At 53.1% G+C, this 24,005-nt stretch carries 24 protein-coding genes; 22 read left to right on the top strand and 2 right to left on the bottom strand.

The features are described from left to right. Positions 1-32 precede the first annotated feature (32 nt). Complete coding sequence (locus KNP85_RS09165) at positions 33-638, bottom strand: DUF1054 domain-containing protein (RefSeq protein ID WP_214756530.1); 606 nt, start codon at positions 636-638, stop codon at positions 33-35. Positions 639-829: 191 nt separating this feature from the next. Between KNP85_RS09165 and hrcA the strand changes: the two genes are divergently transcribed. The 6 genes from hrcA (at position 830) to KNP85_RS09135 (ending at position 7,221) form a co-directional block, all read left to right on the top strand. Then, positions 830-1,852, top strand: a complete 1,023-nt coding sequence (gene hrcA / locus KNP85_RS09160; RefSeq protein ID WP_029595209.1) for a heat-inducible transcriptional repressor HrcA — start codon at positions 830-832, stop codon at positions 1,850-1,852. A 17-nt stretch (positions 1,853-1,869) separates the two neighbouring features. Continuing rightward, positions 1,870-2,442, top strand: coding sequence for a nucleotide exchange factor GrpE (grpE, locus tag KNP85_RS09155; RefSeq protein ID WP_029595210.1), 573 nt, complete (start codon positions 1,870-1,872; stop codon positions 2,440-2,442). 29 nt (positions 2,443-2,471) lie between these two features. Continuing rightward, positions 2,472-4,295, top strand: coding sequence for a molecular chaperone DnaK (dnaK, locus tag KNP85_RS09150; RefSeq protein WP_029595211.1), 1,824 nt, complete (start codon positions 2,472-2,474; stop codon positions 4,293-4,295). Between the two features lie 109 nt (positions 4,296-4,404). Then, on the top strand, positions 4,405-5,514 hold the full coding sequence (dnaJ, locus tag KNP85_RS09145; RefSeq protein ID WP_214802750.1) for a molecular chaperone DnaJ: 1,110 nt from the start codon (positions 4,405-4,407) through the stop codon (positions 5,512-5,514). 18 nt (positions 5,515-5,532) lie between these two features. Then, positions 5,533-6,471, top strand: a complete 939-nt coding sequence (prmA, locus tag KNP85_RS09140) for a 50S ribosomal protein L11 methyltransferase (protein WP_214802747.1) — start codon at positions 5,533-5,535, stop codon at positions 6,469-6,471. A 3-nt stretch (positions 6,472-6,474) separates the two neighbouring features. Next, a complete protein-coding gene (locus KNP85_RS09135; RefSeq protein ID WP_214802744.1) occupies positions 6,475-7,221 on the top strand; it encodes a 16S rRNA (uracil(1498)-N(3))-methyltransferase in 747 nt (248 codons plus the stop codon). An 87-nt stretch (positions 7,222-7,308) separates the two neighbouring features. Here the strand turns inward: KNP85_RS09135 and KNP85_RS09130 are convergent, their stop codons facing one another. Further along, positions 7,309-10,968 carry a S8 family serine peptidase gene (locus tag KNP85_RS09130; protein ID WP_214802741.1) on the bottom strand — a complete coding sequence of 1,220 codons (3,660 nt, stop codon included), beginning with the start codon at positions 10,966-10,968 and terminating at the stop codon, positions 7,309-7,311. Between the two features lie 339 nt (positions 10,969-11,307). Between KNP85_RS09130 and KNP85_RS09125 the strand changes: the two genes are divergently transcribed. From KNP85_RS09125 to era, 16 genes are all read left to right on the top strand, one after another. Continuing rightward, positions 11,308-11,952, top strand: coding sequence for a class I SAM-dependent methyltransferase (locus tag KNP85_RS09125; RefSeq protein ID WP_131471279.1), 645 nt, complete (start codon positions 11,308-11,310; stop codon positions 11,950-11,952). Beyond that, the gene (locus tag KNP85_RS09120; protein WP_021065678.1) at positions 11,949-12,416 is read left to right on the top strand and encodes an S-ribosylhomocysteine lyase; all 468 of its coding nucleotides are present in this window, start codon (positions 11,949-11,951) and stop codon (positions 12,414-12,416) included. Before KNP85_RS09125 ends, KNP85_RS09120 begins: the two co-directional genes overlap by 4 nt. Then, positions 12,417-13,355 carry a PLP-dependent cysteine synthase family protein gene (locus KNP85_RS09115; protein ID WP_214802738.1) on the top strand — a complete coding sequence of 313 codons (939 nt, stop codon included), beginning with the start codon at positions 12,417-12,419 and terminating at the stop codon, positions 13,353-13,355. Further along, positions 13,321-14,478, top strand: coding sequence for a bifunctional cystathionine gamma-lyase/homocysteine desulfhydrase (locus KNP85_RS09110; protein WP_214798478.1), 1,158 nt, complete (start codon positions 13,321-13,323; stop codon positions 14,476-14,478). The genes KNP85_RS09115 and KNP85_RS09110 overlap by 35 nt, the downstream gene beginning before the upstream one ends. A 123-nt stretch (positions 14,479-14,601) precedes the next feature. After that, positions 14,602-15,489: an EamA family transporter RarD gene (gene rarD, locus KNP85_RS09105; protein WP_029595218.1), complete on the top strand. Its 888-nt coding sequence runs from the start codon at positions 14,602-14,604 to the stop codon at positions 15,487-15,489. Positions 15,490-15,580: 91 nt separating this feature from the next. Beyond that, positions 15,581-16,246: a deoxyribose-phosphate aldolase gene (deoC, locus tag KNP85_RS09100; protein ID WP_214802736.1), complete on the top strand. Its 666-nt coding sequence runs from the start codon at positions 15,581-15,583 to the stop codon at positions 16,244-16,246. Positions 16,247-16,323: 77 nt separating this feature from the next. Next, positions 16,324-16,518 (top strand): 30S ribosomal protein S21, encoded by a 195-nt coding sequence (rpsU, locus tag KNP85_RS09095; RefSeq protein WP_029334745.1) that lies wholly within the window; start codon positions 16,324-16,326, stop codon positions 16,516-16,518. Between the two features lie 33 nt (positions 16,519-16,551). Next, a complete protein-coding gene (locus KNP85_RS09090) occupies positions 16,552-17,001 on the top strand; it encodes a GatB/YqeY domain-containing protein (protein WP_021065683.1) in 450 nt (149 codons plus the stop codon). A 136-nt stretch (positions 17,002-17,137) separates the two neighbouring features. Then, positions 17,138-17,650 carry an NfeD family protein gene (locus KNP85_RS09085; RefSeq protein ID WP_021065684.1) on the top strand — a complete coding sequence of 171 codons (513 nt, stop codon included), beginning with the start codon at positions 17,138-17,140 and terminating at the stop codon, positions 17,648-17,650. Next, positions 17,647-18,627, top strand: a complete 981-nt coding sequence (gene floA / locus KNP85_RS09080) for a flotillin-like protein FloA (protein WP_021065685.1) — start codon at positions 17,647-17,649, stop codon at positions 18,625-18,627. Before KNP85_RS09085 ends, floA begins: the two co-directional genes overlap by 4 nt. 5 nt (positions 18,628-18,632) lie before the next feature. Beyond that, positions 18,633-19,067 carry a hypothetical protein gene (locus tag KNP85_RS09075; protein WP_029595221.1) on the top strand — a complete coding sequence of 145 codons (435 nt, stop codon included), beginning with the start codon at positions 18,633-18,635 and terminating at the stop codon, positions 19,065-19,067. Between the two features lie 134 nt (positions 19,068-19,201). After that, the gene (locus tag KNP85_RS09070) at positions 19,202-20,158 is read left to right on the top strand and encodes a PhoH family protein (RefSeq protein WP_029595222.1); all 957 of its coding nucleotides are present in this window, start codon (positions 19,202-19,204) and stop codon (positions 20,156-20,158) included. A gap of 18 nt (positions 20,159-20,176) precedes the next feature. Next, entirely contained in the window at positions 20,177-22,258 is a 2,082-nt protein-coding gene (locus KNP85_RS09065; RefSeq protein ID WP_021065688.1) for an HD family phosphohydrolase, read from the top strand. Further along, complete coding sequence (gene ybeY / locus KNP85_RS09060; protein WP_029595223.1) at positions 22,236-22,712, top strand: rRNA maturation RNase YbeY; 477 nt, start codon at positions 22,236-22,238, stop codon at positions 22,710-22,712. Before KNP85_RS09065 ends, ybeY begins: the two co-directional genes overlap by 23 nt. Beyond that, positions 22,709-23,059 (top strand): diacylglycerol kinase family protein, encoded by a 351-nt coding sequence (locus tag KNP85_RS09055; protein ID WP_214802733.1) that lies wholly within the window; start codon positions 22,709-22,711, stop codon positions 23,057-23,059. Before ybeY ends, KNP85_RS09055 begins: the two co-directional genes overlap by 4 nt. Before the next feature lie 35 nt (positions 23,060-23,094). Next, positions 23,095-24,003 carry a GTPase Era gene (era, locus tag KNP85_RS09050; protein ID WP_029595225.1) on the top strand — a complete coding sequence of 303 codons (909 nt, stop codon included), beginning with the start codon at positions 23,095-23,097 and terminating at the stop codon, positions 24,001-24,003. The last annotated feature ends 2 nt before the right edge of the window (positions 24,004-24,005 follow it).

The following is a 24,005-nucleotide window of genomic DNA, read 5'->3' as shown; positions in this document are numbered from 1 at the left end:
GGCGGACCCGACTTGGGTCCGCCCTTGATTGTTTATAAGACTAGGTCTCGATAAATCGGCATGAGCCGGCTGAACGTATCCTCGACGAGCGCCAGGAAGGCGGCTTCGTTTTGAAGGATCGACGCATCGGCCGGAAGTTGGCGGCCGATTAAGAAGTCAGCTTTTTTCACGGTCGCGAAGCGTTCCGTCATCGTCTCAATCGATTCGGCTGACATATCCTCGATTAAAAACGCGTCTTTCTTCATATGGTCCCCGGCGATATGGAAGTCAGGGAAATCCGATTTGAAGTCGAGTGCCATAAGCCGGCGGCCGATTGCTTCCTTGTTCGGCATCTCATAGATGAAGGCGAGCCAGACGAAGACGCGGTCGTCGAATAAGCCGACCTGGAAATGGGGATGTTTCTTATAGCCGCGTTTGTCATGGCAGATCGCCATCCACGTGTCCTTCGGCGGATTGACCGTCCGGCGGGCATGCTTGGCGACATGTAAATAGAGCGGGATGCCGACGTCGGCTTCGAGCTGAGGCCCGACCTCGTCATAAATCCGGTGGAACAGCGGTTGAATCTCTGAGCGGATCCCGGCCATCCGGGCGTCGAGTCCGTCTTGCGTGAATACGTCGAATTGTTGTGTTGTAAACATCTAATCACCTCATTTCGTATCATACCGAATGTTGACGAAACATGCATATCCGAACGCTTGAACGGACTGGAAAAAATGAGCCAAATGAATTGACAAATAAGGAGAACATGATAATATTTGAAGTGTGATTAGCACTCAGTAAATATGAGTGCTAATAAAGCGAGGCCAATCCTTCAGAGAGGAGTGATGTTGTGCTGACAGAGAGACAATTGCTCATTTTACGAGCGATCATCGATGATTATATTCAGACGGCCCAACCGGTAGGGTCGCGGACGTTATCGAAGCGGGATGACTTATCATTCAGTTCGGCGACGATCCGTAACGATATGGCCGATTTAGAAGACATGGGCTTGATTGAAAAGCCGCATACGTCGGCCGGACGAATCCCGTCCGAAATCGGCTATCGGTATTATGTCGACCATCTCGTCGAGACGAAAATCATCGACGAGCGCGAGACGTATCGTCTCGGTGAACGACTGCGCGCTTCGGCCCAAGAGTCGGAAGTGCTCATCCGTCAAGCCGCTGACCTGCTCTCTGATTTGACCAACTATACGACGGTGGCACTCGGTCCGAACAGCCAGATGAATCGCCTGGCCCGAATCGACTTGATGCCGCTCGACGAACGGCGCGGCGTCGTCTTGATCGTGACCGATCAAGGCCACGTCGAACATCGGACGGTCGTTTTCGACTCTCCGATGGCGCCTGACTTGGTCGAACAGACGATTCGTTTCTTGAACGATCGTCTCAAAGGGACTCCACTCGGTCAGCTAAAGTTCCGAATCGGGGAAGAAGTGGCCAAACTTCGACTCGCGCACCAGGAACAATTTGAGTTCATGATGCAACTCATTCAATCGACCGTCGAAGTCCAACATCCTGCTTCGCTATATCTAGGGGGGAAGAAGAACATCTTCAACCAACCTGAGTTTCAGACGCTCGACACGTTGCGTCCGTTCCTCGAATGGATCGATGAACAGGAACGGTTGACCGACTGGCTCGAATCGTTGCCAAACCGCGAGATTTATGTGAGCATTGGTAGCGAGAATGGCATCGTCGCGCTTCAAAATTGTAGCGTCATCACGTCCGACTATACGCTCGACGGGAAGACGTTCGGGACAATCGCCATGATTGGACCGACCCGGATGGACTATCGACACGGTGTCCAAATGATGGGACAAATCATTGAGGCGTTAAGGCGAACGAAATTAGAAGAGTGATGGAAAGGAGCCTCATTATGACAACTGACAAACAAAACGGGCCTGAACCAGAAGAAGTGCTCGAAGAAAAAGATTTTGATCCGAAACAGACAGAGGCTGTCGAAGCAGAAGAGGTTTCAAATGTTGAGTTTGTGGAAGAAACTTCTGAAGGGACGGATTTACAAAAAGAAATCGACGCACTCAAAGCGAGCGAGCTCCGCATCCGTGCGGACTTTGATAACTTCCGTCGTCGGACGAACGAAGAGAACGCGAAACGCGTGAAGTTCGCGTCACAGACGGTCGTCGAGAAGTTGATTCCGCTCATCGATAACTTCGAGCGCGCGCTCCAAGTCGAGGCGACTTCGGACGACGCCAAGCAGATTCAAGCGGGCGTCGACATGATTCACCGCCAGTTACTCGACGTCTTGAACGGTGAGAACGTCGAAGTGATTGAAGCGGTTGGCCAACCGTTCGACCCGAACTATCATCAAGCGGTCATGCAAGAGCCGAGCGATGAGTTCGAATCGGGCATCGTGACGATGGAGCTTCAAAAAGGGTACACGATGCACGGACGCGTCATTCGTCCGAGCATGGTAAAAGTCTCAGAATAACATTACTTAATTAGATGGAGGAATAGACAATGGGTAAAATTATCGGAATTGACTTAGGTACAACGAACTCATGTGTGGCAGTTATGGAAGGTGGCGAAGCAGTCGTCATCTCGAACGCAGAAGGGAACCGTACGACACCATCTGTCGTCGCATTCAAAGGCGAAGAGCGTCAAGTCGGAGAAGTAGCGAAACGTCAAGCGATCACGAACCCGAACACGATTCAATCGATTAAGCGTCACATGGGAACGTCGCATACGGTCGAAGTTGACGGTAAGAAGTTCACACCGCAAGAAATCTCGGCAATCATTTTGCAGAAATTGAAAAAAGATGCAGAAGACTACCTCGGTGAAACGGTGACGGAAGCAGTCATCACTGTACCTGCCTACTTCAACGATGCGGAGCGTCAAGCGACGAAAGATGCAGGGAAAATCGCCGGTCTCGACGTCAAACGAATCATCAACGAGCCGACGGCAGCTGCACTCGCTTACGGTCTCGATAAAGGTGAAGACCACACGATCTTGATTTATGACCTCGGTGGCGGTACGTTCGACGTCTCGATTCTCGAACTTGGCGACGGCGTCTTCGAAGTTGTCGCAACAGCAGGGGACAACCGTCTCGGTGGTGACGATTTTGACCAAAAAGTCATCGACTATCTCGTAGCAGAATTCAAAAAAGAGAACGGCATCGACCTCGCTCAAGACAAGATGGCGCTTCAACGTTTGAAAGATGCAGCCGAGAAAGCGAAGAAAGACCTTTCTGGTGTGACGAGCGCGCACATCAGCCTTCCGTTCATCACGGCCGGAGCAGCTGGTCCGCTTCACCTTGAAACGACACTCACACGTGCGAAATTCGAAGAGTTGACAGCCGACCTCGTCGAGCGCACGATGGAGCCGACACGCCGCGCGTTGAAAGACTCAGGTCTTACACCGTCTGACCTCGACAAGATCATCCTCGTCGGTGGTTCGACACGTATCCCAGCGGTTCAAAAAGCGATTCACGACTTCACGAAGAAAGAGCCGTTCAAAGGCGTGAACCCGGATGAAGTCGTCGCCCTCGGTGCCGCCATCCAAGGTGGCGTCCTTGCCGGTGACGTCAAAGACGTCGTCCTTCTCGACGTGACTCCGCTCTCGCTCGGTATCGAGACGATGGGTGGCGTGATGACGAAGTTGATCGATCGCAACACGACGATCCCGACTTCGAAATCACAAGTCTTCTCGACGGCGGCTGACAGCCAGCCAGCGGTAGACATCCACGTCCTCCAAGGGGAACGTCCGATGGCACCAGACAACAAGACACTCGGTCGCTTCCAGTTGACGGACATTCCGCCGGCACCACGTGGCGTGCCACAAATCGAAGTCAAATTCGACATCGATGCGAACGGAATCGTTCACGTATCGGCGAAAGACCTCGGTACGAACAAAGAACAGTCCATCACGATTCAATCGTCTTCAGGGATCGACGAGGCTGAAATCGAGCGTATGGTAAAAGAAGCGGAAGCGAACGCGGAAGCTGACAAACAACGTAAAGAAGAAGCTGAACTCCGCAACGAGACAGACCAACTCGTCTTCGCAACGGACAAGGCGATCAAAGACCTCGGCGACAAAGTCGACGCTACGGACAAAGAGCGCGCTGAAGCTGCGAAAGAAAAAGCGAAAACGGCACTCGAAGGCACAGACCTCGAAGCCCTCCGTACGGCGAAAGACGAATTGTCGAACGTCGTGCAAGAGTTGACGCAAAAAGTATATGCGAACATGGCTGAACAGCAAGGTGCTGAAGGTGCAGAGACGCAGACGGAAGCGAAAGACGACAACGTCGTTGACGCTGAGTTTGAAGATCTCGACGATCGCAAATAAGGCAACCGATAGAGAGGAGAGCGCCAAAGCAGGTTTCTGCTTTGGCTCTTTCCATGTTAAGGTAGATTCGGTAGAATTTTAGTTTAGACAGTGTAGAGGAGAGAGTAACGTGGCGAAACGAGATTATTATGAAGTGCTTGGCCTAGATAAATCGGCCTCGGCACAAGACATCAAACGTGCTTATCGCAAGCTGGCACGCCAGTATCACCCTGACATCAACCAAGAGCCGGATGCGGCCGACAAGTTCAAAGAGCTCGGTGAAGCGTACGAAGTATTGTCAGACGAACAAAAACGGGCCCAATACGACCGTTTCGGTTTTGAAGGGGCCAGCCAATTCGGCGGCGGTGGCGACTTCCAAGGCGGCTTCGGTGACATCTTCGACATGTTCTTCGGTGGCGGTGGGGGACGTCGTCAAGACCCGAACGCCCCACGACGCGGGGAAGACTATCAATACGTCGTCGACCTCGATTTCATGGTGAGTGTGACCGGCAAGACGGAAATCATCGATCTTGAGATTGAAGTCGAATGCGACACGTGCATGGGCAGCGGCGCCAAACCGGGAACAAAACCGGATACGTGCGGCCGTTGTGGCGGCAGCGGTGTCGAGACGGTCGAACAGAACACGATTCTCGGCCGGATGGTCAATCAACGGACGTGTAGCCAATGTCACGGAAGCGGGAAGACGATTAAAGAAAAATGTGAGACGTGTCACGGCTCTGGCCATGTGAAGAAACAGAAGCAAGTCGAAGTCAAGATTCCAGCTGGAATCGACAACGGCCAACAAATCCGTCTATCAGGCAAAGGTGGTCCTGGCTTTAACGGCGGCCCAGCCGGCGACCTGTATATTGTCGTTCGCGTCCGGGCGCATGAAATCTTTGAACGGGTCGACCAACATATCACGATGGAGATGCCGGTCACGTTCGCCCAGGCCGCACTCGGCGCGGAACTCGAAGTTCCGACCGTCCACGGCAAAGTGAGTTTGAAAGTTCCAGCCGGCACGCAGACCGGTTCGCGATTCCGGTTGCGCGGCAAAGGGATGCCGAGCGTCCGCGGCGGCGGCAATGGCGACCAGTACGTCAATATCGTCATCATGACGCCGACGAATATGACCGACCGTCAAAAAGAATTGCTCCGTGAATTCGAAGAGATTAGCGGAGAAGCAGGCGTCGAAGAACAACACGGCCTGTTCCAAAAGATGAAGAAGTTTTTTAGCCAGTAAAAGGAGCGTGTTCAAACAATGAAATGGTCTGAAATTTGTGTCCACACGACACAGCAGGCAGTCGAAGCCGTATCGAATTTACTACATGAAGTGGGGGCACAAGGGGTCGTCATCGAGGACGTCGAAGATTACGACCAGATGATGGCCGAAGACCATTTCGGCGAGATTTGGGACGTGTCGGGCCGCGAATCGTATCCAACATCAGGTGTGTACGTGAAAGCATACGTACCGGCCTCAGGTGATTTCCAAGACACGTTCGCCGCGTTCAAAAAAGAAGTGGACGGCTTGCGTCATGTGCTCGATATCGGCACCGGTGACGTGACGGTCGTCGAGATGGACGAAGAGGACTGGGCCCATTCGTGGAAGCAGTACTACAAGCCCGTCAAAATCTCACAACATTTGACGATCGTCCCGCTTTGGGAAGATTACGAGCCACAACCGGAAGAGAACGTCATCTTGCTCGATCCGGGTATGGCGTTCGGGACGGGGACGCATCCGACGACGATGCTCTGCATTCAGGCGATCGAGAACTATATCCGACCGGGTGACCGATTGATTGATGTCGGCACGGGTTCAGGTGTCCTCGCCATCGCCGCTGCGAAGCTTGGCGCCGAACGAGTCGAGGCACTCGATTTGGATGCGGTCGCCGTCGAATCGGCGCGTCAAAACGTCGAGACGAACGGTGTCGGCAACGTCATCGACGTGAAGACGGGTGACTTGTTGAAAGGGATGACGGGGGAGTATGACCTCGTCGTCGCCAATATTTTGGCCGACGTCATCATGCTGTTCATCGATGATGCATATGCGCGCGTCAAACCGGGCGGCTACTTCATCACGTCGGGTATTATCGGACAGAAGCGGGCCGAGGTGACAGAGGCGCTCAAGGCGTCCGGATTCGCGATTGAAGAGACACGGGTCATGGAAGACTGGGTCGCCATCATCGCGAAGAAAGGATGAGCCATGCAACGATACTTTTTACCGCGTGAGTCATTTGTTAATGACACGGCCACCTTACCGGCCGACGTCGTCCATCATATCGGGACAGTGCTCCGGGAGACGCCCGGTTATCGCATGGTGCTTTTAGACGGTACCGGCCTCGAATATGAGGCTGAGGTCGTGACGCTCGAGAAGAAGACGGGCACGGCCCGGGTGCTCGAACGCCGTCAAGCGACGACCGAACTTCCCGTCGACGTGACGCTCGCCTATGCGCTTCCGAAAGGCGATAAAGTCGAACTCGTCGCCCAAAAAGGGACTGAGCTCGGCATGCATCACTTCTGGGTGTTCGAATCGAAGCGCTCGGTCGCCAAATGGGACGCCAAAAAGGCACCGAAAAAAGTCGAACGGCTCCAGAAAATCATGCAGGAAGCGGCCGAACAGTCGTACCGCGCCGTCGTTCCGATGTGCCAACACATCACACCACGGGAACTGACGGACCGCATCGATTCGTTCGATGCCGTCGTCATCGCCTATGAAGAACAAGCGAAGCAAGGGGAGCAAGCAGCGTTTGCGACGGTGTTGAAATCACTTCGACCTGGGGCGAAGCTCCTGCTCATCGTCGGGCCGGAAGGCGGCTTTGACGAAAGTGAAGTGAATGAGTGGACGGAACGCGGGGCACAGGCCTGTGCTTTCGGACCACGCATCTTGCGTTCGGAGACGGCGCCGCTCTATGCGCTCGCCGCTGTCTCTTATGCGCTCGAATTGAATTAACACATCAAACGACTCTCGCGGATGCGGGAGCCGTTTTTGTACCTAGAAAAAACAGGCTCGCGATTTGGGCGCGAGCCTGTCGAATTATTATTTGACGAGTGTGATCGTCTTCGTCGTCACGTTGCCGGCGAGGTCGGTCGCCTCGAACGTGAACGTGTTCTCACCTGACGTCACAGGAAGCGTGACCGTCTGTGTTTTCGCGAATGAACGCATCTCATACGGTTCTTTCAGCGCTTGGCTGAATTTCAAGTCGCCGTTGACGAGAAGTTTCACTTCGTCGAAGTTGTCTTTCACCGTTACAGAGACGTTGACCGTCGATTGTTTTTTACCGATTTTTTTCGGTAGTTTTCCAAGTTCGATGCTGGCAGGTGTCGTATCCACAAAAATCGCACGTTGGAAGTTGGTCACGTTTCCAGCCGCATCCTCGGCGACGAACCGCAACTTATGGACACCGTCTGCAAACGTCCGCGTCGTGTTGAAGACGTGTTCTTTCTTCGTATCGTCCCATGTGAGCGGTACGTCAACACCGTCGACTTGGAACGACTGGATGGCAGATGCATCTTGAATCGTTCCAGCGACCGGGATGACCGATGTCGCGTATGGCGTCAAAGCGAGCGGGGCGTTCACGAACACTCCAGGCTTATCCGCGTCTGTCGAGTAAGCGACCGTCTTCGTTGTGCTGTTGCCAGCGTGATCGACGACGCGAACACTGACTTGATCGGCGTCGCTGACGCCTGTGAACTTATAGGCTTTGCCATCAGCTTGCTTGGCGACGGATTTTCCGTTCAAGAAATATTCGACCGAATGGATGCCAGAGAATTCATCTTTCGCTTGGACCGCCAAGCTCTCCCCTTGCCATTTCGTCGTGAACGTCGGGTCCGTGTAATCGACTTTGACTGGGAAGCGAAGCGTCTGGGCTTGTTTTTTCATGTAATCGATGCTTCCTTCGATTTCATAGAAGTATTTGCCGGCCGGGGCTGGTTTGCCATTCAACTGACCATCCCATGTGTAAGCGGCCGAGTAGTAATAAGGTGTGTTGGCACCGCCGTCAAAGTAGTTCTTGCGAAGTTCTTCGTCTTGGAACAACGTCCGGACGACATTGCCGGCCTCGTCGACGATGCGATACTTGACGTCCTTGGCGTTACGGAGCAACGAGAACACCGGTACAGCGACATCCTTTGAGCCATCTTTGTCTGGTGAGAAGGCGATTGCGTCGGCATCAACGGATTGGTCAAGGTTCGAACCGAGATAGTTCCCTGTTTGATCGACCATACCTGATACTTCGTAGAACGAGCCGTCTTCATAGATGGAGGCATCGAAGATTGGCGCCTTGCCCCAGTCTCCTTCGAAACCGACGAACGGTACGACGAGTGACGGGTTGCCCTCAGGACCGTTAACGTCCGTCAAGCGGACGAATCCATCAACGAAGTAACCGTTCTCGAAGACGTCTTTCGCCGGTACGAGACCGTCGAGCGTTTTCGGATTGAGAACTTTCGCTTTCGAGACGTCAAGTGCGACTTTGAGTTCTACTTTCGCGTTCGGTTTTACTTTGACCGTACTGACTTTCTTCCCGTTGACGGTCACTTTTGCATTCTCGAGCGCTTGGGCTTCCATCGCGTTCTGAACGAGTCCGGCCGTCTGCTCGATAGCGAGGTCGGTCTGGAGTGACGAAGACACGTTATACGACACGGCCTTGTCCGACAAGTTCTCGACGACAAGCGTGAACGTCGCCTTGCTGCGGTTCAATTCCTTGAGCGCGACTTTCGCTTCTTTCGTCTTCTTCTCGTACGCGATTGCCGGTGTCGAGACGGCAGCATGCAATTGCATGAGACCAGCTCCACCACGACGTGGCGTGTAAGGGAGGTTTTGTTGTAACTGTTTGTTGAGCGGTCCGATATCCGTGACAGCTTTCGATGTGTTGATGAGCAAGTTCTTCGCCATCGTGACGCGTGCTGTTCCTGTCAAATTGAAGTCGCGGTCGACGCGTTCGAGGACGAGGGCAGCTCCGCCGGCCACGTGTGGGGCAGCCATCGATGTACCGCTCATCAAGCCGTACTGGTTATCGTTCAACGTCGAGAAGATCTGTCCGCCCGGTGCTGAAATCTCTGGCTTGAAGTCGAGGTTTGGCGTCATGCCCCACGACGTGAAGTTCGAGAGCTGACCGGCCGCGCCGTTCGTGACACTGAGGCGATCGCCGGCAAAGCCGATTGTCATCTGTTCACCAGCGAGGAGACGTTGTTGCAACGTGTTCCCGTCTTTGATGCTAAGCGAGGCCATCGGGATTTTCGGGTTGGCCAATGCCATGCTCACATAATCGCCGTGACCGACAGCTCCACGGACAATGACGCCAGCTGCGCCGTTCGCTTCGGCTGTCTGTTGAATGTTTGAATAGAAGTAACTGCCGTCGCGAACCGCGAGGACGATTTTTCCTTTAACGTCTTTTCCGACGTATTGGCTCGGTTGGCCGTCGCCGACGTAAACGAGGTCGTAATTGCCTTGCGTGAAGGCAGGACCGTCTTGTTTTTTCCAACCGATTTTGTCAGTGGCGTCACCCGACTTGACTGAGAACGCGTCCAATTGAATTTGATCGTTCTCGAGCGAAGCGACGGATGTCGACGCCGAGCTGACACTCGGGGCACCGACGACGCCCGTGTCCGGATTATCGGCGTACGGAAGGTCGTAACCGTTGCCGAAGTAGGCCGAGTTTCCAGCCGAAATCGACATGAAGACACCGTTATCGACGGCACGTTGGACGGCTTGTTGTTCCGGTGAGTCGGCATCGACGAATCCGGCCGTTGAGCCGAGACTCATGTTGATGACGTCCGCACCGAGTTTGATGGCGTCATCGATGGCTTTAATGTAGATATCGCCGTATGTCGAAGCATAGTTCGGATCGTTACTGAATACTTTGAGCCCGAGCACTTGTGCCTCAGGAGCGACACCTTTCAAGCCACCGGCCGCTTCATCCCCGTTGGCGGCGACAGTACCCGAGACGTGCATCCCGTGCATCGAGGCGCCAGGTGAATCGTCACGGATATCATCGTTCTCATCATAATAGTTATAAGCGTATGGGACTTTCTCGTTTATGTAAGCTCCAGGCATGCCGAACGTGCTGACGGCCGTCTCGACTTCTGTTTGAGACAACTCGGCTTTTGAATCATCCGTAAGACGGAAGTCACGGTGGTCGGCGTCAACGCCTGTATCGATGACAGCGACGATTGTCCCTTCGCCCGTGAACCCGTAATCGCCCCACGTCTGCTGTGATTGGACCATGCCATTACTCGTGACCATGTCCGGTTTGACTTCTGGACGTTCGTACTCGTTGACGACGTGGACGCTTGCGACTTCAGGCAACGCCTCGACCTTTTTGACGTCGGTCGCTGTGAGCATCGTACTGAAACCGTTGAAGACGGTCGTGAACTCTTCGAGCGTCACGGCCTTGACGCCTTTTTTCGAGATGGCAGCTTTCGCTTTCTTTTGTTCGGCTTTGACGAGCTTTTGAGCGCCGTCTTTCTCCGTTTTCGTCAACTCGTTAAACTTTTTACCCTTTTTCTTTGCTTGTTCGATGGCTGGGGCACCGACAAGTTCGACGACGACGCGCAATTTCTCATGTTTGTCGGTCGAGCTCACGCTTTGTTTGACAGATGGCTTGGCTAGGACAGGTTCTGCGCCGAGGCCGAGTAGGCCGGGCGTCAACGCGAGGCAAGTCGCGAGGGAGACGTTCAAATAAAATTTCGGTTGTGGCAATTTAGTATCCTCCAATCGTTTTTTGAAAAAATAAATCCATTTGTGGAAAATGATAGCGGATTTCAAACCAAAATTCTTCCTGTTTTTTAAACGATAGGGTAATGAATTTGAACAAATTAAAAGATTCTGACAATTACTTTGGACCTATCCACGTCAAAATGTGGATAGGTCTTTTCTCATTTCCTGACTCTTTCATCGGATTAACAATAAATAATTCATCTCTCTCAAACAATATGGGCAATTCGCTTGAGATTTTAATCTAAAGTTGATACAGTCTGTAGTAGATAAATCATATAAAACTTATCGATATAGTCGGAATAAAGACGATGGGGTGACAATATGGGATTACAATTCATGGATATTTTTAAGGAATGGGCGTCAGAATATGACGCGACCGTGACCGGACATGACGAACAGTATCGTGAAGTGTTCGCCGGGTACGAGACGATGCTCAACGAGGTCGTCGACCAATTAGAAGGCCGGGTCATGGAATTCGGAAGCGGGACAGGGAACTTGAGTGCAAAAATCTTGGAGCGCCACGAATTGATTTCGGTCGAACCGTCTCCGGAAATGCGGGCCGTCGCGGCCGAGAAGTTACAGCTCGATATCGTCGACGGTGACTTTCTCAACTATCCGACGGATCAACAGGTCGATACAATCGTGTCATCCTATGCGTTCCATCATTTGACGGATGATGAGAAACGGACGGCGATTCGAAGTTACGTCGAACACCTCGACGCCCCGCGCTTCGTCTTGCTCGATACGATGTTCGCCTCGCAAACAGCGAAACGGGACATCTTGGACTGGGCCGAAGCGAACGGCTATACCGATTTACTCGAGGATTTGAATCGAGAGTTTTATCCATATACCCAGACGATTCAAGCGATGCTCGAAGCAAACGGCTATACGGTTACGCTCACGCAAAAAAATAAATTCGTCTGGCTCGTCGTGGCCACGAAACAATCAGGAGGAACTCAATCATGAAAAGTTATAAAGTCGAAAGCTTTAATTTAGACCATACAAAAGTACAAGCGCCTTACGTCCGTTTAGCTGGAGTGAAGAAAGGGACGGCCGATACGATTTATAAATATGACATTCGCTTCATTCAACCGAACGAAGGGCTTATGCCGATGCGCGCCGTCCATTCGCTCGAGCACTTGATTGCCGAGAACAGCCGTAGCCACTCGAATCAAATCATCGACGTCTCGCCGATGGGTTGCCAGACAGGCTTCTATTGGACGATGTTGAACGACGGGGATTACGAAGCGATGCTCGACCTCGTCGAAGCGACACTCCGCGATGCAGCAAATGCGACAGAACTTCCAGCGCAAAACCCGATTCAATGCGGCAGCGCGAACCATCACGATTTCGAGGGTGCGAAGAAGCTCGCGGCCGACATGCTTGCTAAGCGTGACGAGTGGCACATCATCTTCAAGGACGAAGCGTAAATGATTGTCCAAAGCGTCTATGAATTGATCGGGGAGACGCCTCTTCTCGAATTGCGGACGTTACCGGTTCCTCCGGGTGTCAAAGTGTACGGCAAGCTCGAGATGATGAACCCGGGCGGTAGTGTCAAGGATCGGCTCGGTCTGCAATTGATTGAACGGGCGCTTGAACGTGGACAACTCGTACGCGGGGGAACGGTCGTCGAACCGACGGCCGGGAACACCGGGATCGGGCTCGCACTCGCCTGTCAACGTCACGGCATCAAGTTGATGACCGTCACTCCGGAGAAGTTCAGTCAAGAGAAGCAAGCGCTCATGGCGCTTCTCGGGGCGACCGTCGTCAACACGCCGACGGAGCTCGGGATGAAAGGGGCCATCGCGCGGGCGAAAGAGCTCGCCATCGAACATGACGCCTATGTGCCGGAACAGTTCTCGAATCCGGATAATCCGGACGCATACGTCGACACGCTCGCGTTCGAGCTTCAGGCCGACCTGCCGAACATCGATGTGTTCATCGCCGGGGCCGGCTCAGGGGGGACGTTTACAGGTGTCGCGAGCAAGTTGCGGCCGAACGGGACGAAGACGATCGTCGTCGAGCCGGAAGGGTCGATTTTGAACGGTGGAGCACCAGGGCCGCACAAGACAGAAGGCATCGGCGTCGAGGCGTGGCCGGCGTTCTTGCCGCGCGAGCTCGTCGACGGGATTTACACGATTACGGACGAAGAGGCGTTCTATTATGTCGCCCACCTCGCCAAACAAGAAGGTTTGCTCGTCGGAAGTTCATCCGGAGCGGCCATCGCGGCATGCGTACAAGAAGCGGCTCAGATGACAGAAGGCGTCATCGTGACGATTTTACCGGACAGCGTTGAACGTTATTTAAGTCAAGGAATAGTCAAGGAGGCAGAATATGCGTACAAAAACAGCACTCATTCACGGCGGTAAAACAACGGACCCGTTGACGGGAGCCGTCACACCACCGATTTATCAGACGAGCACGTATAAGCAAGACGGCATCGGCAATCTCCGCGAAGGGTATGAATATTCGCGGACGGCCAACCCGACACGGACGGCACTTGAGACGCTCATCGCCGATATCGAGGGCGGTGCCAGCGGGTTTGCGTTCGGTTCTGGGATGGCAGCCATCTCGACGATTTTAATGTTAATGAAATCAGGGGACCACGTCATCGTCGGTTCTGACGTATATGGGGGAACGTACCGTGTATTCAATCGAGTATTTCAATCACTTGGCTTGGAGGCAACTTTTGTCGATACGGCCGATACGCAAGCGGTCCGTGAAGCGCTCCAGCCGAACACGAAAATGATTTACGTCGAGACACCGACAAACCCGTTGTTGAACGTGACGGACATGCGCCTCATCCGCGCCATCGCCGACGAGGCGGACGTCCTGTTCGTCGTCGACAACACGTTCATGACACCGTACTTCCAAAACCCAATCGAATTGGGGGCGGACTACGTGCTTCATAGCGCCACAAAATATTTAGGCGGCCATAGCGACGTCGTCGCCGGTCTCGTCGTCGCCCGCACGGAAGAGCTTGGGGAGCGTTTGGCGTTCTTGCAAAACTCAGTCGGCGCGGTACTCGGACCACAAGACAGCTTCCTCGTTGTTCGCGGCATCAAGACGCTCGCGGTCCGCATGGAAGCGATTGAAGCGAACGCGCTCGCGCTCGTCGACTACTTGACGAAGCATGAATCAGTCAGCCGTGTCTTGCATCCGAGTGTCGGCAGTGAAGAAGCGAAGCGGGTCCACTTGTCCCAGGCACGTGGTTTCGGTGGAATGATCGCCTTCGACGTCGGTTCAGCCGAAGCGGCCGAACTCGTCGTCGCGAAGACGAAGTACTTCACACTCGCCGAGAGTCTCGGCGCGGTCGAGAGCTTGATTAGCGTACCAGCTCGGATGACGCATGCGTCAATTCCTGCGGAACGCCGTCTCGAACTCGGGATTACGGACGGACTCGTCCGCATCTCGGTCGGCCTTGAAGATGTACAAGATTTGATTGAAGATTTGGAGCAGGCGCTCGCGACCGTGGCGACGATTCCGAACTAAGTTGCATAGCGATACGAGGTGCGCTCGCGAGCGTGCCTCTTTTTGTCGTGTGCAAGGTGAAAGAATTCGCTTGAATGTCCTAATCGCATCGACTACACTGACGATAATTGATTACGAGAGCGGGTGAACAGAGTGAACAAAGGCGTCATGCCAACGGTCGGGGCCTACGTCATGTGGGGCGTCCTACCGATTTATTGGAAGTTTTTGCAGGAAATACCGAGCGGTCAAATCTTGGCCCATCGCATCGTCTGGTCATTCCTCTTCATCTTACTCGTCTTGAAATGGACGAAACAGTGGACCGAGTTCAACTATGCGCTTCGGCACCGGGCGACAAGGAACGCCTTTATGTTGAACGGATTTATCGTCAGTGCCAACTGGTTCGTCTACATATGGGCGGTCAATCACGGCTATATCATCGAAGCGTCACTCGGCTATTACATCAATCCGCTCGTGAGCATGGTGTTAGGTGTGCTTGTTTTTCGGGAATCATTAAATCGAGTACAATGGCTGGCGGTGACCGTGGCGGCAATCGGCGTGCTCGTCTTGACGTTCGGCTATGGGTCGTTCCCGTGGATCGCGTTCATTTTGGCCAGTACGTTCGGGTTTTACGGGATGGTGAAAAAACGCCGTCCACTTGCCTCGACGGTTAGCCTCGGCATCGAGACGCTCGCGGTCGTTCCGGTCGCTATCATTTTCTTGGGATGGCAAACGTCTCAGGGAGGATTGACGATGACGACCGAACCGGTCATTTGGGTTGCGTTGGTCGGGACAGGCGTGATGACGGCGCTACCCCTTCTTTTGTTCGGGTACGGGGCGCAACATATCCCGTTCACGCTCGTCGGGTTTCTTCAGTTCATCGCACCGACGCTCAGTCTCGCAATCGGGGTCATTCTCTATAATGAACCGTTCACGGGCTATCACGTTTTTGCGTTCACATGTATATGGATTGCCATTTTCTTCTTTAGTTGGAACAGTTGGATCCAGACGCGGAAACGCCGTCAACTCGTCTGAATTGAAAGCTGTTACATTTCAAGAAAACATGATAATATGTTAGATGTCAGACCTATATGTCAGACCGATACATCAGAGGAGGAATTTTACGATGGAATTAGCACGTTATATCGACCACACAGCCTTGAAGGCAGAAACAACGAAAGATCAAGTTACAAAACTTTGTGCCGAGGCGCTCGAATACAAATTCGCAAGCGTCTGTGTCAACCCGACATGGGTGAAGTACGCGGCGGAACAACTCAAATCAGATGACGACGTCAAAGTATGTACGGTCATCGGCTTCCCACTCGGAGCTAACACGCCAGAAGTGAAATCGTTCGAAACTAAAGACGCGATTGCAAACGGCGCAGACGAAATCGATATGGTCATCAACATCGGTGCCATGAAAGACGGCGACTTCGATCTCGTTGAGCGCGATATCCGCGCTGTCGTCGAAGCGGCAAACGGAACGCTCGTTAAAGTCATCTTTGAGACGTGCCTCCTTACGAAAGAAGAAATCAAAAAAGCGGCTGAGCTTTCAGTCAAAGCAGGCGCAGACTTCGTGAAAACGTCGACTGGCTTCTCGACAGGCGGTGCGACAGTAGAAGATATCCGCCTCATGCGTGAGACGGTCGGACCAGATCTCGGCGTTAAAGCTTCAGGCGGCGTACGTGATTTCGAAGGCGCACAAGCGATGATTGATGCCGGCGCGACGCGCATCGGCGCATCAGCTGGAATCGCCATCGTTACAGGCGGACGTTCAGACAGCGACTATTAATAACTAGTGGTTGACCGCACGACTTACTTTCACTATAATATGTTATGACGTGTGAAACACGTTTCCTTAGTCGTGTAATTCGGAGGGAGGGAAAACTAGTGGAAACTCGTGTCCGTAAAAACGAATCGCTTGAAGACGCTCTTCGTCGTTTCAAACGCGGTGTTTCGAAAGATGGCACTCTTGCCGAAGTTCGCAAACGTCGTCACTACGAAAAGCCAAGCGTAAAACGTAAATTGAAATCAGAAGCTGCGCGTAAGCGTAAGAAATTCTAATTTCAGTTTCATTTGTAGAGAGGGTGTTAGCTCATGAGTCTTCAAGAACGCTTGACGGACGACATGAAGCAAGCCATGCGCGCGAAACAAAAAGATCGTCTCACGACGATCCGGATGGTCAAAGCGTCGCTCCAAAATGAGGCCATCAAATTTGGTCGACAAGATCTAACTGAGGAAGAGGAACTCACGGTGCTCAACCGAGAGATGAAACAGCGCAGAGACTCCCTCCGAGAATTCGAAAGCGCTGGTCGTGAAGACCTTGCTTCTAAAGTAGCTGACGAGATTGTCGTACTAGAGGCCTATATGCCTGAACAACTTTCTGAAGATGAAGTCACGGCAATCGTGAAAGCAGCTATTGCTCAAACGAATGCTACAGGCCCGTCGGATATGGGTAAGGTGATGGGCGTCGTCATGCCTCAAGTTAAAGGCAAGGCAGACGGTGGTCTTGTGAACCGCATTGTCAAACAACAATTGACGAATTAATGAGAGAGACAGGGATTTTTGGGTCAAACCAAAAGTTTCTGTCTTTTTTTGCGTATTCCGAAACCAAAAGCGAACTTGTTTCGTATACACTAGAGATAAGAGGTAGCTTGTGAACTCGGAAGGGGGTTGCAATACGATGACATTTGGTCTCGGAGTGATTCTGACGGTGTTTTTTGTCGGGATCGTCCTTCTAGGAATTGAAGTGTTCGTTGCCGGTTTTGGATTGTTCGGCGTGCTAGGGATTGGGGCGGTCGTCGCCAGTTTGATTATGGCGGGTGCCACAATCGGACAACTGTGGTTGTCGCTTGGTTTAGCCACGGCCATCGTCGCTGGACTCGGATTTTGGGCATATCGTCGCCTACAGTCCAATCGATCGCTCATGTATAAAGGGTTGATTTTGACCGATTCGACGTCAACAGACAAAGGGTATTTGTCCCACGATGACCGCAAACGGTTGCTCGGGAAAGTCGGGGTCACGTTGACGCCGCTTCGCCCGGCGGGTACCGCTGAGATTGACGGAGAACGGATTGATGTCGTGACAGAAGGTAGCTATCTCGATTCGCAAACGAAAATTCAGGTGTATAAAGTCGATTCAGGACGCGTTGTCGTCCGCAACTTTATAGAGCCTAAGGAGGATGTAACAGAATGACACCAGAACTATTGACCACGTTACTCATCTCGGGTGGAGGATTGATTGCGCTCGCCGTATTCTTCACGTTCGTACCGGTCGGGCTGTGGATCAGCTCGTTCGCCGCTGGCGTCCACGTCTCGATCTTCACACTAATCGGGATGCGACTCCGTCGCGTCGTCCCATCGAAAATCGTCAACCCGCTCATCAAAGCGGTCAAAGCCGGCATCGGCTTGAACACGAACCAGCTCGAGAGTCACTTCTTGGCCGGGGGTAACGTCGACCGTGTCGTCAACGCCTTGATTGCGGCCCACCGTGCCGATATCGAATTATCGTTTGAACGTGCCGCAGCAATCGATCTTGCTGGCCGTAACGTGTTAGAGGCGGTTCAAATGTCCGTTAACCCGAAAGTCATCGAAACGCCGTTCATCGCTGGTGTGGCCATGGATGGGATTGAAGTGAAGGCGAAAGCCCGCATCACAGTCCGCGCCAACATCGATCGTCTTGTCGGGGGTGCCGGGGAAGAGACGATTATCGCCCGTGTCGGTGAAGGGGTCGTCTCGACGATCGGTTCACAACACAACCATAAGCACGTCTTGGAGAACCCTGATATGATTTCACGTACCGTATTGACGAAAGGTCTCGATTCAGGGACCGCGTTTGAAATCCTATCAATCGATATCGCCGACATCGATATCGGTAAAAACATCGGGGCGGTCCTCCAGACCGACCAAGCCGAAGCTGATAAGAAAATCGCACAAGCGAAAGCGGAAGAACGCCGCGCGATGGCAATCGCCCGTGAGCAAGAGATGAAATCATCGGTCGAAGAGATGCGCGCCAAAGTCGTCGCGGCCGAGGCGGAAGTCCCGCTCGCGATGGCCGACGCACTTCGAAATGGCAAACTCGGGGTCATGGATTACGTCAACTACTTGAACGTCCAAGCCGATACAGAAATGCGTAAAGCAATCGGTCATCCTGTCGAATCTGATAGAGAGTAACGGACATGGATGGACTCTGGGTACTACTCTTAGCCGCTTTCGGGATTGCCTCGGCGGTCATGAAGCGGATGGAGAAACCATCATCTACTGGAGAACGACCACCGAGTACGGATTTGAAACGTTATCTCGATACGGTCGGTGACATGATGAAAGAAGTCGAGGCGACGTTCGATGAGCCGCGCAACAAGCAAGACAAACCGGCTCCTCAGAAACTACGTCGCCGTGTCGCCGCACCGGCCGAAACGACAGACCGACATGCACCGCGTCGACGTGAAGAGCTACCGCACGTGAGTGCCCAGTTCGAACAGACGGTCAAAATTCCACCGATTACCGAGTCGACCGAGTCGCGGCCACAACCGCGCATCTCGATGAAGCAAGTTCGGCAAGCGGTCGTGTGGAGTGAAATTTTGCAACCGCCGGTGTCGAAACGCCGTCGTTAAACCTGAGGCAGTGACTCCGTGTCACTGCTTCTTTTTGTTGGAGGAATGGACGGTCTTTCTTTCACGAACGGCTTGATAGTGCTAAAGTAAAGAAGGAACAATCTACTGATGGGGAGGAGAAACAACCATTGATTATGACTGATAAAATTCCGTTCGTCATGGAACATGCGAACGAAGCGCAGGCGCTCCTCGGACCGAAGGACGAGGTATTTCAAGCCATCGAAGCAGAACTCGCGGTCGCACTCACTCCTCGTGGAGAAGAATTAATCATTCAGGCCGATACGGCCGATACGCTCGAATTGACGAAGGCCGTGATCAAGACGTTGCAACAACTCGTTAAAAAAGGGGCTCGCTTGAACGAAAGCGATGCCATCAGTGTGATTCAACACATCAAGGTCGGCAAGGGCGACGAGTTGCTCGAGCATTATGAGCGAGTCGTCTTCACGACGAACAAAGGGAAACCGATTCGGGCGAAGACGGTCGGACAGAGCCGATATGTCCGGGCCATCGAAAAACGTGACCTCGTGTTCGGAATCGGACCGGCGGGGACCGGGAAGACATATTTGGCCGTCGTTTTGGCAGCGCGTGCGCTGAAAGAAGGCCAAGTCAAACGAATTATTTTGACGCGTCCGGCGGTCGAAGCGGGTGAAAACTTGGGCTTCTTGCCAGGCGACTTGAAAGAGAAGGTCGACCCGTACTTACGGCCGTTGTACGACGCCTTGTTTGACGTCTATGGCGTCGAACAGACGAACCGATTGCTCGAACGCGGCACGATCGAAGTCGCGCCGCTCGCTTACATGCGCGGCCGGACGCTTGAAGATGCGTTCGTCATTTTAGACGAGGCGCAGAATACGACGAAAGAACAGATGAAGATGTTTTTGACGCGACTCGGTTTCGGCTCGAAAATGGTCGTCACCGGTGATTTGACGCAAGTCGATTTGCCGAAAGGCAAAGCGTCAGGACTGCAAGAAGCGTTACATCTGCTTGAAGGAGTCGATGGGATTCATTTTGAACATTTCACGTCGTCCGACGTCGTTCGCCATCCGCTCGTCAAGAAAATCATTAACGCCTATAGTAACGAACTCACATAACCAAAAGGGGGGGCACTGATGCAGCAAGCACGTCATTGGACGGTCGCGACAATCTCCGTCCTCTTTTTTCTCATTTTAGGCGCGATTCTATACTTTACGGTGCGCCCATCCATCATTAGTGTCGAGCCGCTCGGGATTGCCGAACAGGACATTCGCTCGCCGGTCACGATTGAAGACCGGACGGCGACGGAGCGGTTACGACAAGATGCGATCAATAGCGTCGGCAGTCAGTTCTCGTTGCGGCGCGAGTTTGCCGATCAACAGATCGCCAAAGTCGAGCAACTGTTCGCAGCGTTCGAAGAGACGGAAGATGACACCGAGCTATCAGACATCAAAAATCGCTTGAATTCGACCGAGGTGAACGGATTCCTCGGTGATGATGAACTGAACCTTCTGCTCGAGGCGAGCGAGAACACCCGTCGTACGGTCGAAGACGTCACCGTGACGGCGCTCCAAGAAGTGATGGGTAACCGCATCGACACGAGCTCACAGTCCATCTCAGAAGCGAGAGATCGGGCTGAGACACTTGTCGACCAATCACCGCTCTCACTCGAGTTCCGGGCGATCGCTAACAGCCTGAGCGATCAATTGATCGTACCGAACTACGTGTTCGATTCTGAAGCGACACGTGAGAAAGAACAGCAGGCGGTCGATGCGGTCGAACCGGTCATCATTCAAGAAGGCCAGTTGCTCGTCAACCAAGGCGAGGTCGTGACGCGCGAAATCTACCGCAAACTCGAATTGACAGGGGCTATCGATCCAAATCGTTCGTTCGCACCGCTGTTCGGGGCTTACTTACTGAGCGGACTGTTGACGATCGGTTTTCTGTTCATGTTAATCCGTTCGAAAATTCAACAACTGTTACTCCGCCCTAAAATCTTGATTACTGTCTATGGATTATTATTGTTACAGCTCGGCATCTTCTTTGGTGTCGGTTATATCGGTATCGAGTTCACGACATATGCGTACGTGCTCGCACCGACGGCATTCGTCGTCCTGTTGCTGCGTATCCTCGTCGATGAACGGGTCGCGCTCGCCTCGGCGTTGATCACGATGATTGCCGGGTCGATTGTGGCGAGTTTCGGGCAAAACACGAGCTTCATGACCGTCGTCTATTTCGCGACCGGAAGTTTCTTGGCCGTCTTCCTCGTCGAACCGAAGATTCAGCGCAAACGACTATTCTTGTCCGGTGTGTTGCTCGGCATTATCAATATCATCATGGTGCTCGCGCTCTTGTTCTTGCGCAACACGCAAGTGACGTGGGAGATGGTCGCCTACTTATCCGGTTTCGCCATCACGAGCGCGCTGTTGTCCATCGTGCTCACGTTCGGCTTCTTGCCGTTCCTTGAACCGTGGTTCGGCGTCCTATCGTCGGGTCGCCTCATCGAATTGATGAGTCCGACGCATCCGCTGTTACGCAAGTTGTTGATGGAGGCTCCTGGGACGTATCACCACAGCATGATGGTCGCCAACTTGGCCGAATCGGCTTGCGAGGCGATTGGTGCCGACGGACTGCTCGCCCGGGTCGCCAGTTATTATCATGACCTCGGTAAGACCGAGCGTCCGCTGCATTTCATCGAGAATCAGCAGAACGGCGTCAACCCGCACGACCGGCTCACACCGGAGGAATCAGCCGACATCATCATGGCCCATCCATATGACGGGGCCGATCTGTTGAGTCGTTATAAGTTGCCAAAAGAGATTATCGATATCGCCGAGCAACATCACGGCACATCGCTCTTGAAGTTCTTTTATGTGAAAGCGAAAGAGACGCGTGACGTCAATGAATCACGATTCCGCTACCCGGGACCGAAGCCGCAGACACGCGAGGCGGCGGTCGTCATGATCGTCGATTCAATCGAGGCGGCGGTCCGGTCACAGAAGCAACCGACACCAGAACGGATTCGTCAGCTCGTCAGTGCGATTATTCGTGATAAGCTACAAGACGGGCAATTCGAAGACTGCGAGTTGACGACGAAAGAAGTATGGCGCGTCGGGGAAAGCGCGTGTGAGACGCTGACCGGCCTGTTCCATGAACGAATCGAGTATCCAGAACTGAAGAAAGAAGGAGACTTACATGCAAATCATTTCGAACGATGAGCACGGCTTATTGTCGGATGCTCAAATCGAGCTCGTTGAATCCATATTGGTCCATGCGGCGATGGAAGAAGACGTCGAAGAACCGAGTGAGCTATCGGTCACGTTCTTGACGAACGATGAGATTCAAGCCATCAACCGCGAATGGCGCGGGAAAGATACGGCGACCGACGTCATCAGTTTCGCCTTCGATGAGATGGGAGAAGACGAGATGGACTTCATGCTCGATGAAGACGAGCCCCGTCTCTTAGGGGACTTGCTCATCTCGGTCGAACGTTGTCGCGAACAGGCGGCCGATTATGGCCACTCGTTCGAACGGGAACTCGGGTTCTTGGCGATTCACGGATTCCTCCACTTGCTCGGGTATGACCATATGACGCCCGAGGAAGAAGCGGAGATGACGGCGCGCCAAGAACAAGTGCTCGCTCACTTCGAGCTGAAACGAGGCGAAGTGTGAAACCGTTCTGGTTCGCCGTGCACGGCATCGTGCACGCAGTGCGGACCGAACGCAACATGCTGATTCATCTCGTATCGAGCCTGCTCGTCGTCGTGTTTGCCTGGTGGCTCCCGACGACGAAACTCGAGAACTTGATTCTGTTCGGCTGGGTCGTGCTCGTCATCGCGCTCGAGCTGATGAACACGGCGGTCGAACGCACGGTCGACCTCGTCACGAAAGACATCCACCCGCTCGCGAAGCAAGCGAAAGACGTCGCGGCCGGGTCGGTCCTCGTCGCAGCGATCGGGGCCGCCATCACGGCACTATTCATTTTTGGCCCTTATATAATCGACAAATTCGTTATATGATTGAACGTATTGGAAATTTAGAAAGCAGGTGCACTATGTATCAAGAAGATTTTAAATCAGGTTTTGTGTCCATCATCGGTCGTCCGAACGTCGGGAAATCGACGTTCTTGAATCGGGTCATCGGACAAAAGATTGCCATCATGTCAGACAAGCCGCAGACGACGCGCAATAAGGTCCAAGGTGTGTATACGACGGATGATTCGCAAATCATCTTTATCGACACGCCAGGGATTCATAAGCCGAAACACCGTCTCGGCGATTTCATGATGAAAGTCGCGACGAACGCACTACGTGAAGTCGACGCGATCCTCTTCATGGTCAACGTCACGGAACCGCGCGGCGCCGGCGATGAGTTCATCATCGAGAAGTTGAAAGGGCTCGACACGCCAATCATTCTCGTCATGAACAAAATCGACTTGATTCATCCGGACGAGATTCCGGCTGTCATCGAGCAGTATACGAATCAACTCGATTTCGCGGCGTACGTCCCGATTTCGGCACTTCAAGGCAACAACGTCGAACCGCTCCTTAAAGAAATCAAAAAGTTGCTCCCGGAAGGACCGATGTATTATCCGGCCGACCAAGTGACCGACCATCCGGAACGGTTCATCATCTCTGAATTGATTCGCGAGAAAGTGCTCCATAAGACGCGTGATGAAGTGCCACACTCAATCGCGGTCGCCATCGAGTCAATCAAGAAACGGGAAAACTCGGAAATGATTGATGTCGAGGCCGTGATCATGGTCGAGCGTGATTCTCAAAAAGGAATCGTCATCGGCAAAAAAGGTGCGATGCTCCGCGAAATCGGGACAGAAGCGCGCCACGACATCGAGGCGCTCCTCGGGACGAAAGTGTATTTGAACCTATGGGTGAAAGTGCAAAAAGATTGGCGTAACAAGATGGGCCAACTCCGCGACCTCGGTTTCCGCGACGACGAGTATTAAGC

Source organism: Exiguobacterium sp. s194 (genome assembly GCF_018618275.1).
Classification (GTDB): Bacteria; Bacillota; Bacilli; order Exiguobacteriales; family Exiguobacteriaceae; genus Exiguobacterium; species Exiguobacterium chiriqhucha.
This window is presented reverse-complemented; position numbering and strand designations above follow the sequence as displayed.

Bases quoted from the DNA above. Each gene is read 5' to 3' on its own strand.
- prmA (WP_214802747.1), top strand. From the start codon at position 5,533: ATGAAATGGTCTGAAATTTGTGTCCACACGACACAGCAGGCAGTCGAA.
- KNP85_RS09165 (WP_214756530.1), bottom strand. From the start codon at position 638: ATGTTTACAACACAACAATTCGACGTATTCACGCAAGACGGACTCGAC.
- deoC (WP_214802736.1), top strand. From the start codon at position 15,581: ATGGAATTAGCACGTTATATCGACCACACAGCCTTGAAGGCAGAAACA.
- floA (WP_021065685.1), top strand. From the start codon at position 17,647: ATGACACCAGAACTATTGACCACGTTACTCATCTCGGGTGGAGGATTG.
- ybeY (WP_029595223.1), top strand. From the start codon at position 22,236: ATGCAAATCATTTCGAACGATGAGCACGGCTTATTGTCGGATGCTCAA.
- KNP85_RS09070 (WP_029595222.1), top strand. From the start codon at position 19,202: ATGACTGATAAAATTCCGTTCGTCATGGAACATGCGAACGAAGCGCAG.
- KNP85_RS09065 (WP_021065688.1), top strand. From the start codon at position 20,177: ATGCAGCAAGCACGTCATTGGACGGTCGCGACAATCTCCGTCCTCTTT.
- era (WP_029595225.1), top strand. From the start codon at position 23,095: ATGTATCAAGAAGATTTTAAATCAGGTTTTGTGTCCATCATCGGTCGT.
- KNP85_RS09075 (WP_029595221.1), top strand. From the start codon at position 18,633: ATGGATGGACTCTGGGTACTACTCTTAGCCGCTTTCGGGATTGCCTCG.
- KNP85_RS09085 (WP_021065684.1), top strand. From the start codon at position 17,138: ATGACATTTGGTCTCGGAGTGATTCTGACGGTGTTTTTTGTCGGGATC.
- KNP85_RS09115 (WP_214802738.1), top strand. From the start codon at position 12,417: ATGATTGTCCAAAGCGTCTATGAATTGATCGGGGAGACGCCTCTTCTC.
- KNP85_RS09120 (WP_021065678.1), top strand. From the start codon at position 11,949: ATGAAAAGTTATAAAGTCGAAAGCTTTAATTTAGACCATACAAAAGTA.
- KNP85_RS09090 (WP_021065683.1), top strand. From the start codon at position 16,552: ATGAGTCTTCAAGAACGCTTGACGGACGACATGAAGCAAGCCATGCGC.
- KNP85_RS09110 (WP_214798478.1), top strand. From the start codon at position 13,321: ATGCGTACAAAAACAGCACTCATTCACGGCGGTAAAACAACGGACCCG.
- grpE (WP_029595210.1), top strand. From the start codon at position 1,870: ATGACAACTGACAAACAAAACGGGCCTGAACCAGAAGAAGTGCTCGAA.
- KNP85_RS09125 (WP_131471279.1), top strand. From the start codon at position 11,308: ATGGGATTACAATTCATGGATATTTTTAAGGAATGGGCGTCAGAATAT.
- KNP85_RS09135 (WP_214802744.1), top strand. From the start codon at position 6,475: ATGCAACGATACTTTTTACCGCGTGAGTCATTTGTTAATGACACGGCC.
- dnaK (WP_029595211.1), top strand. From the start codon at position 2,472: ATGGGTAAAATTATCGGAATTGACTTAGGTACAACGAACTCATGTGTG.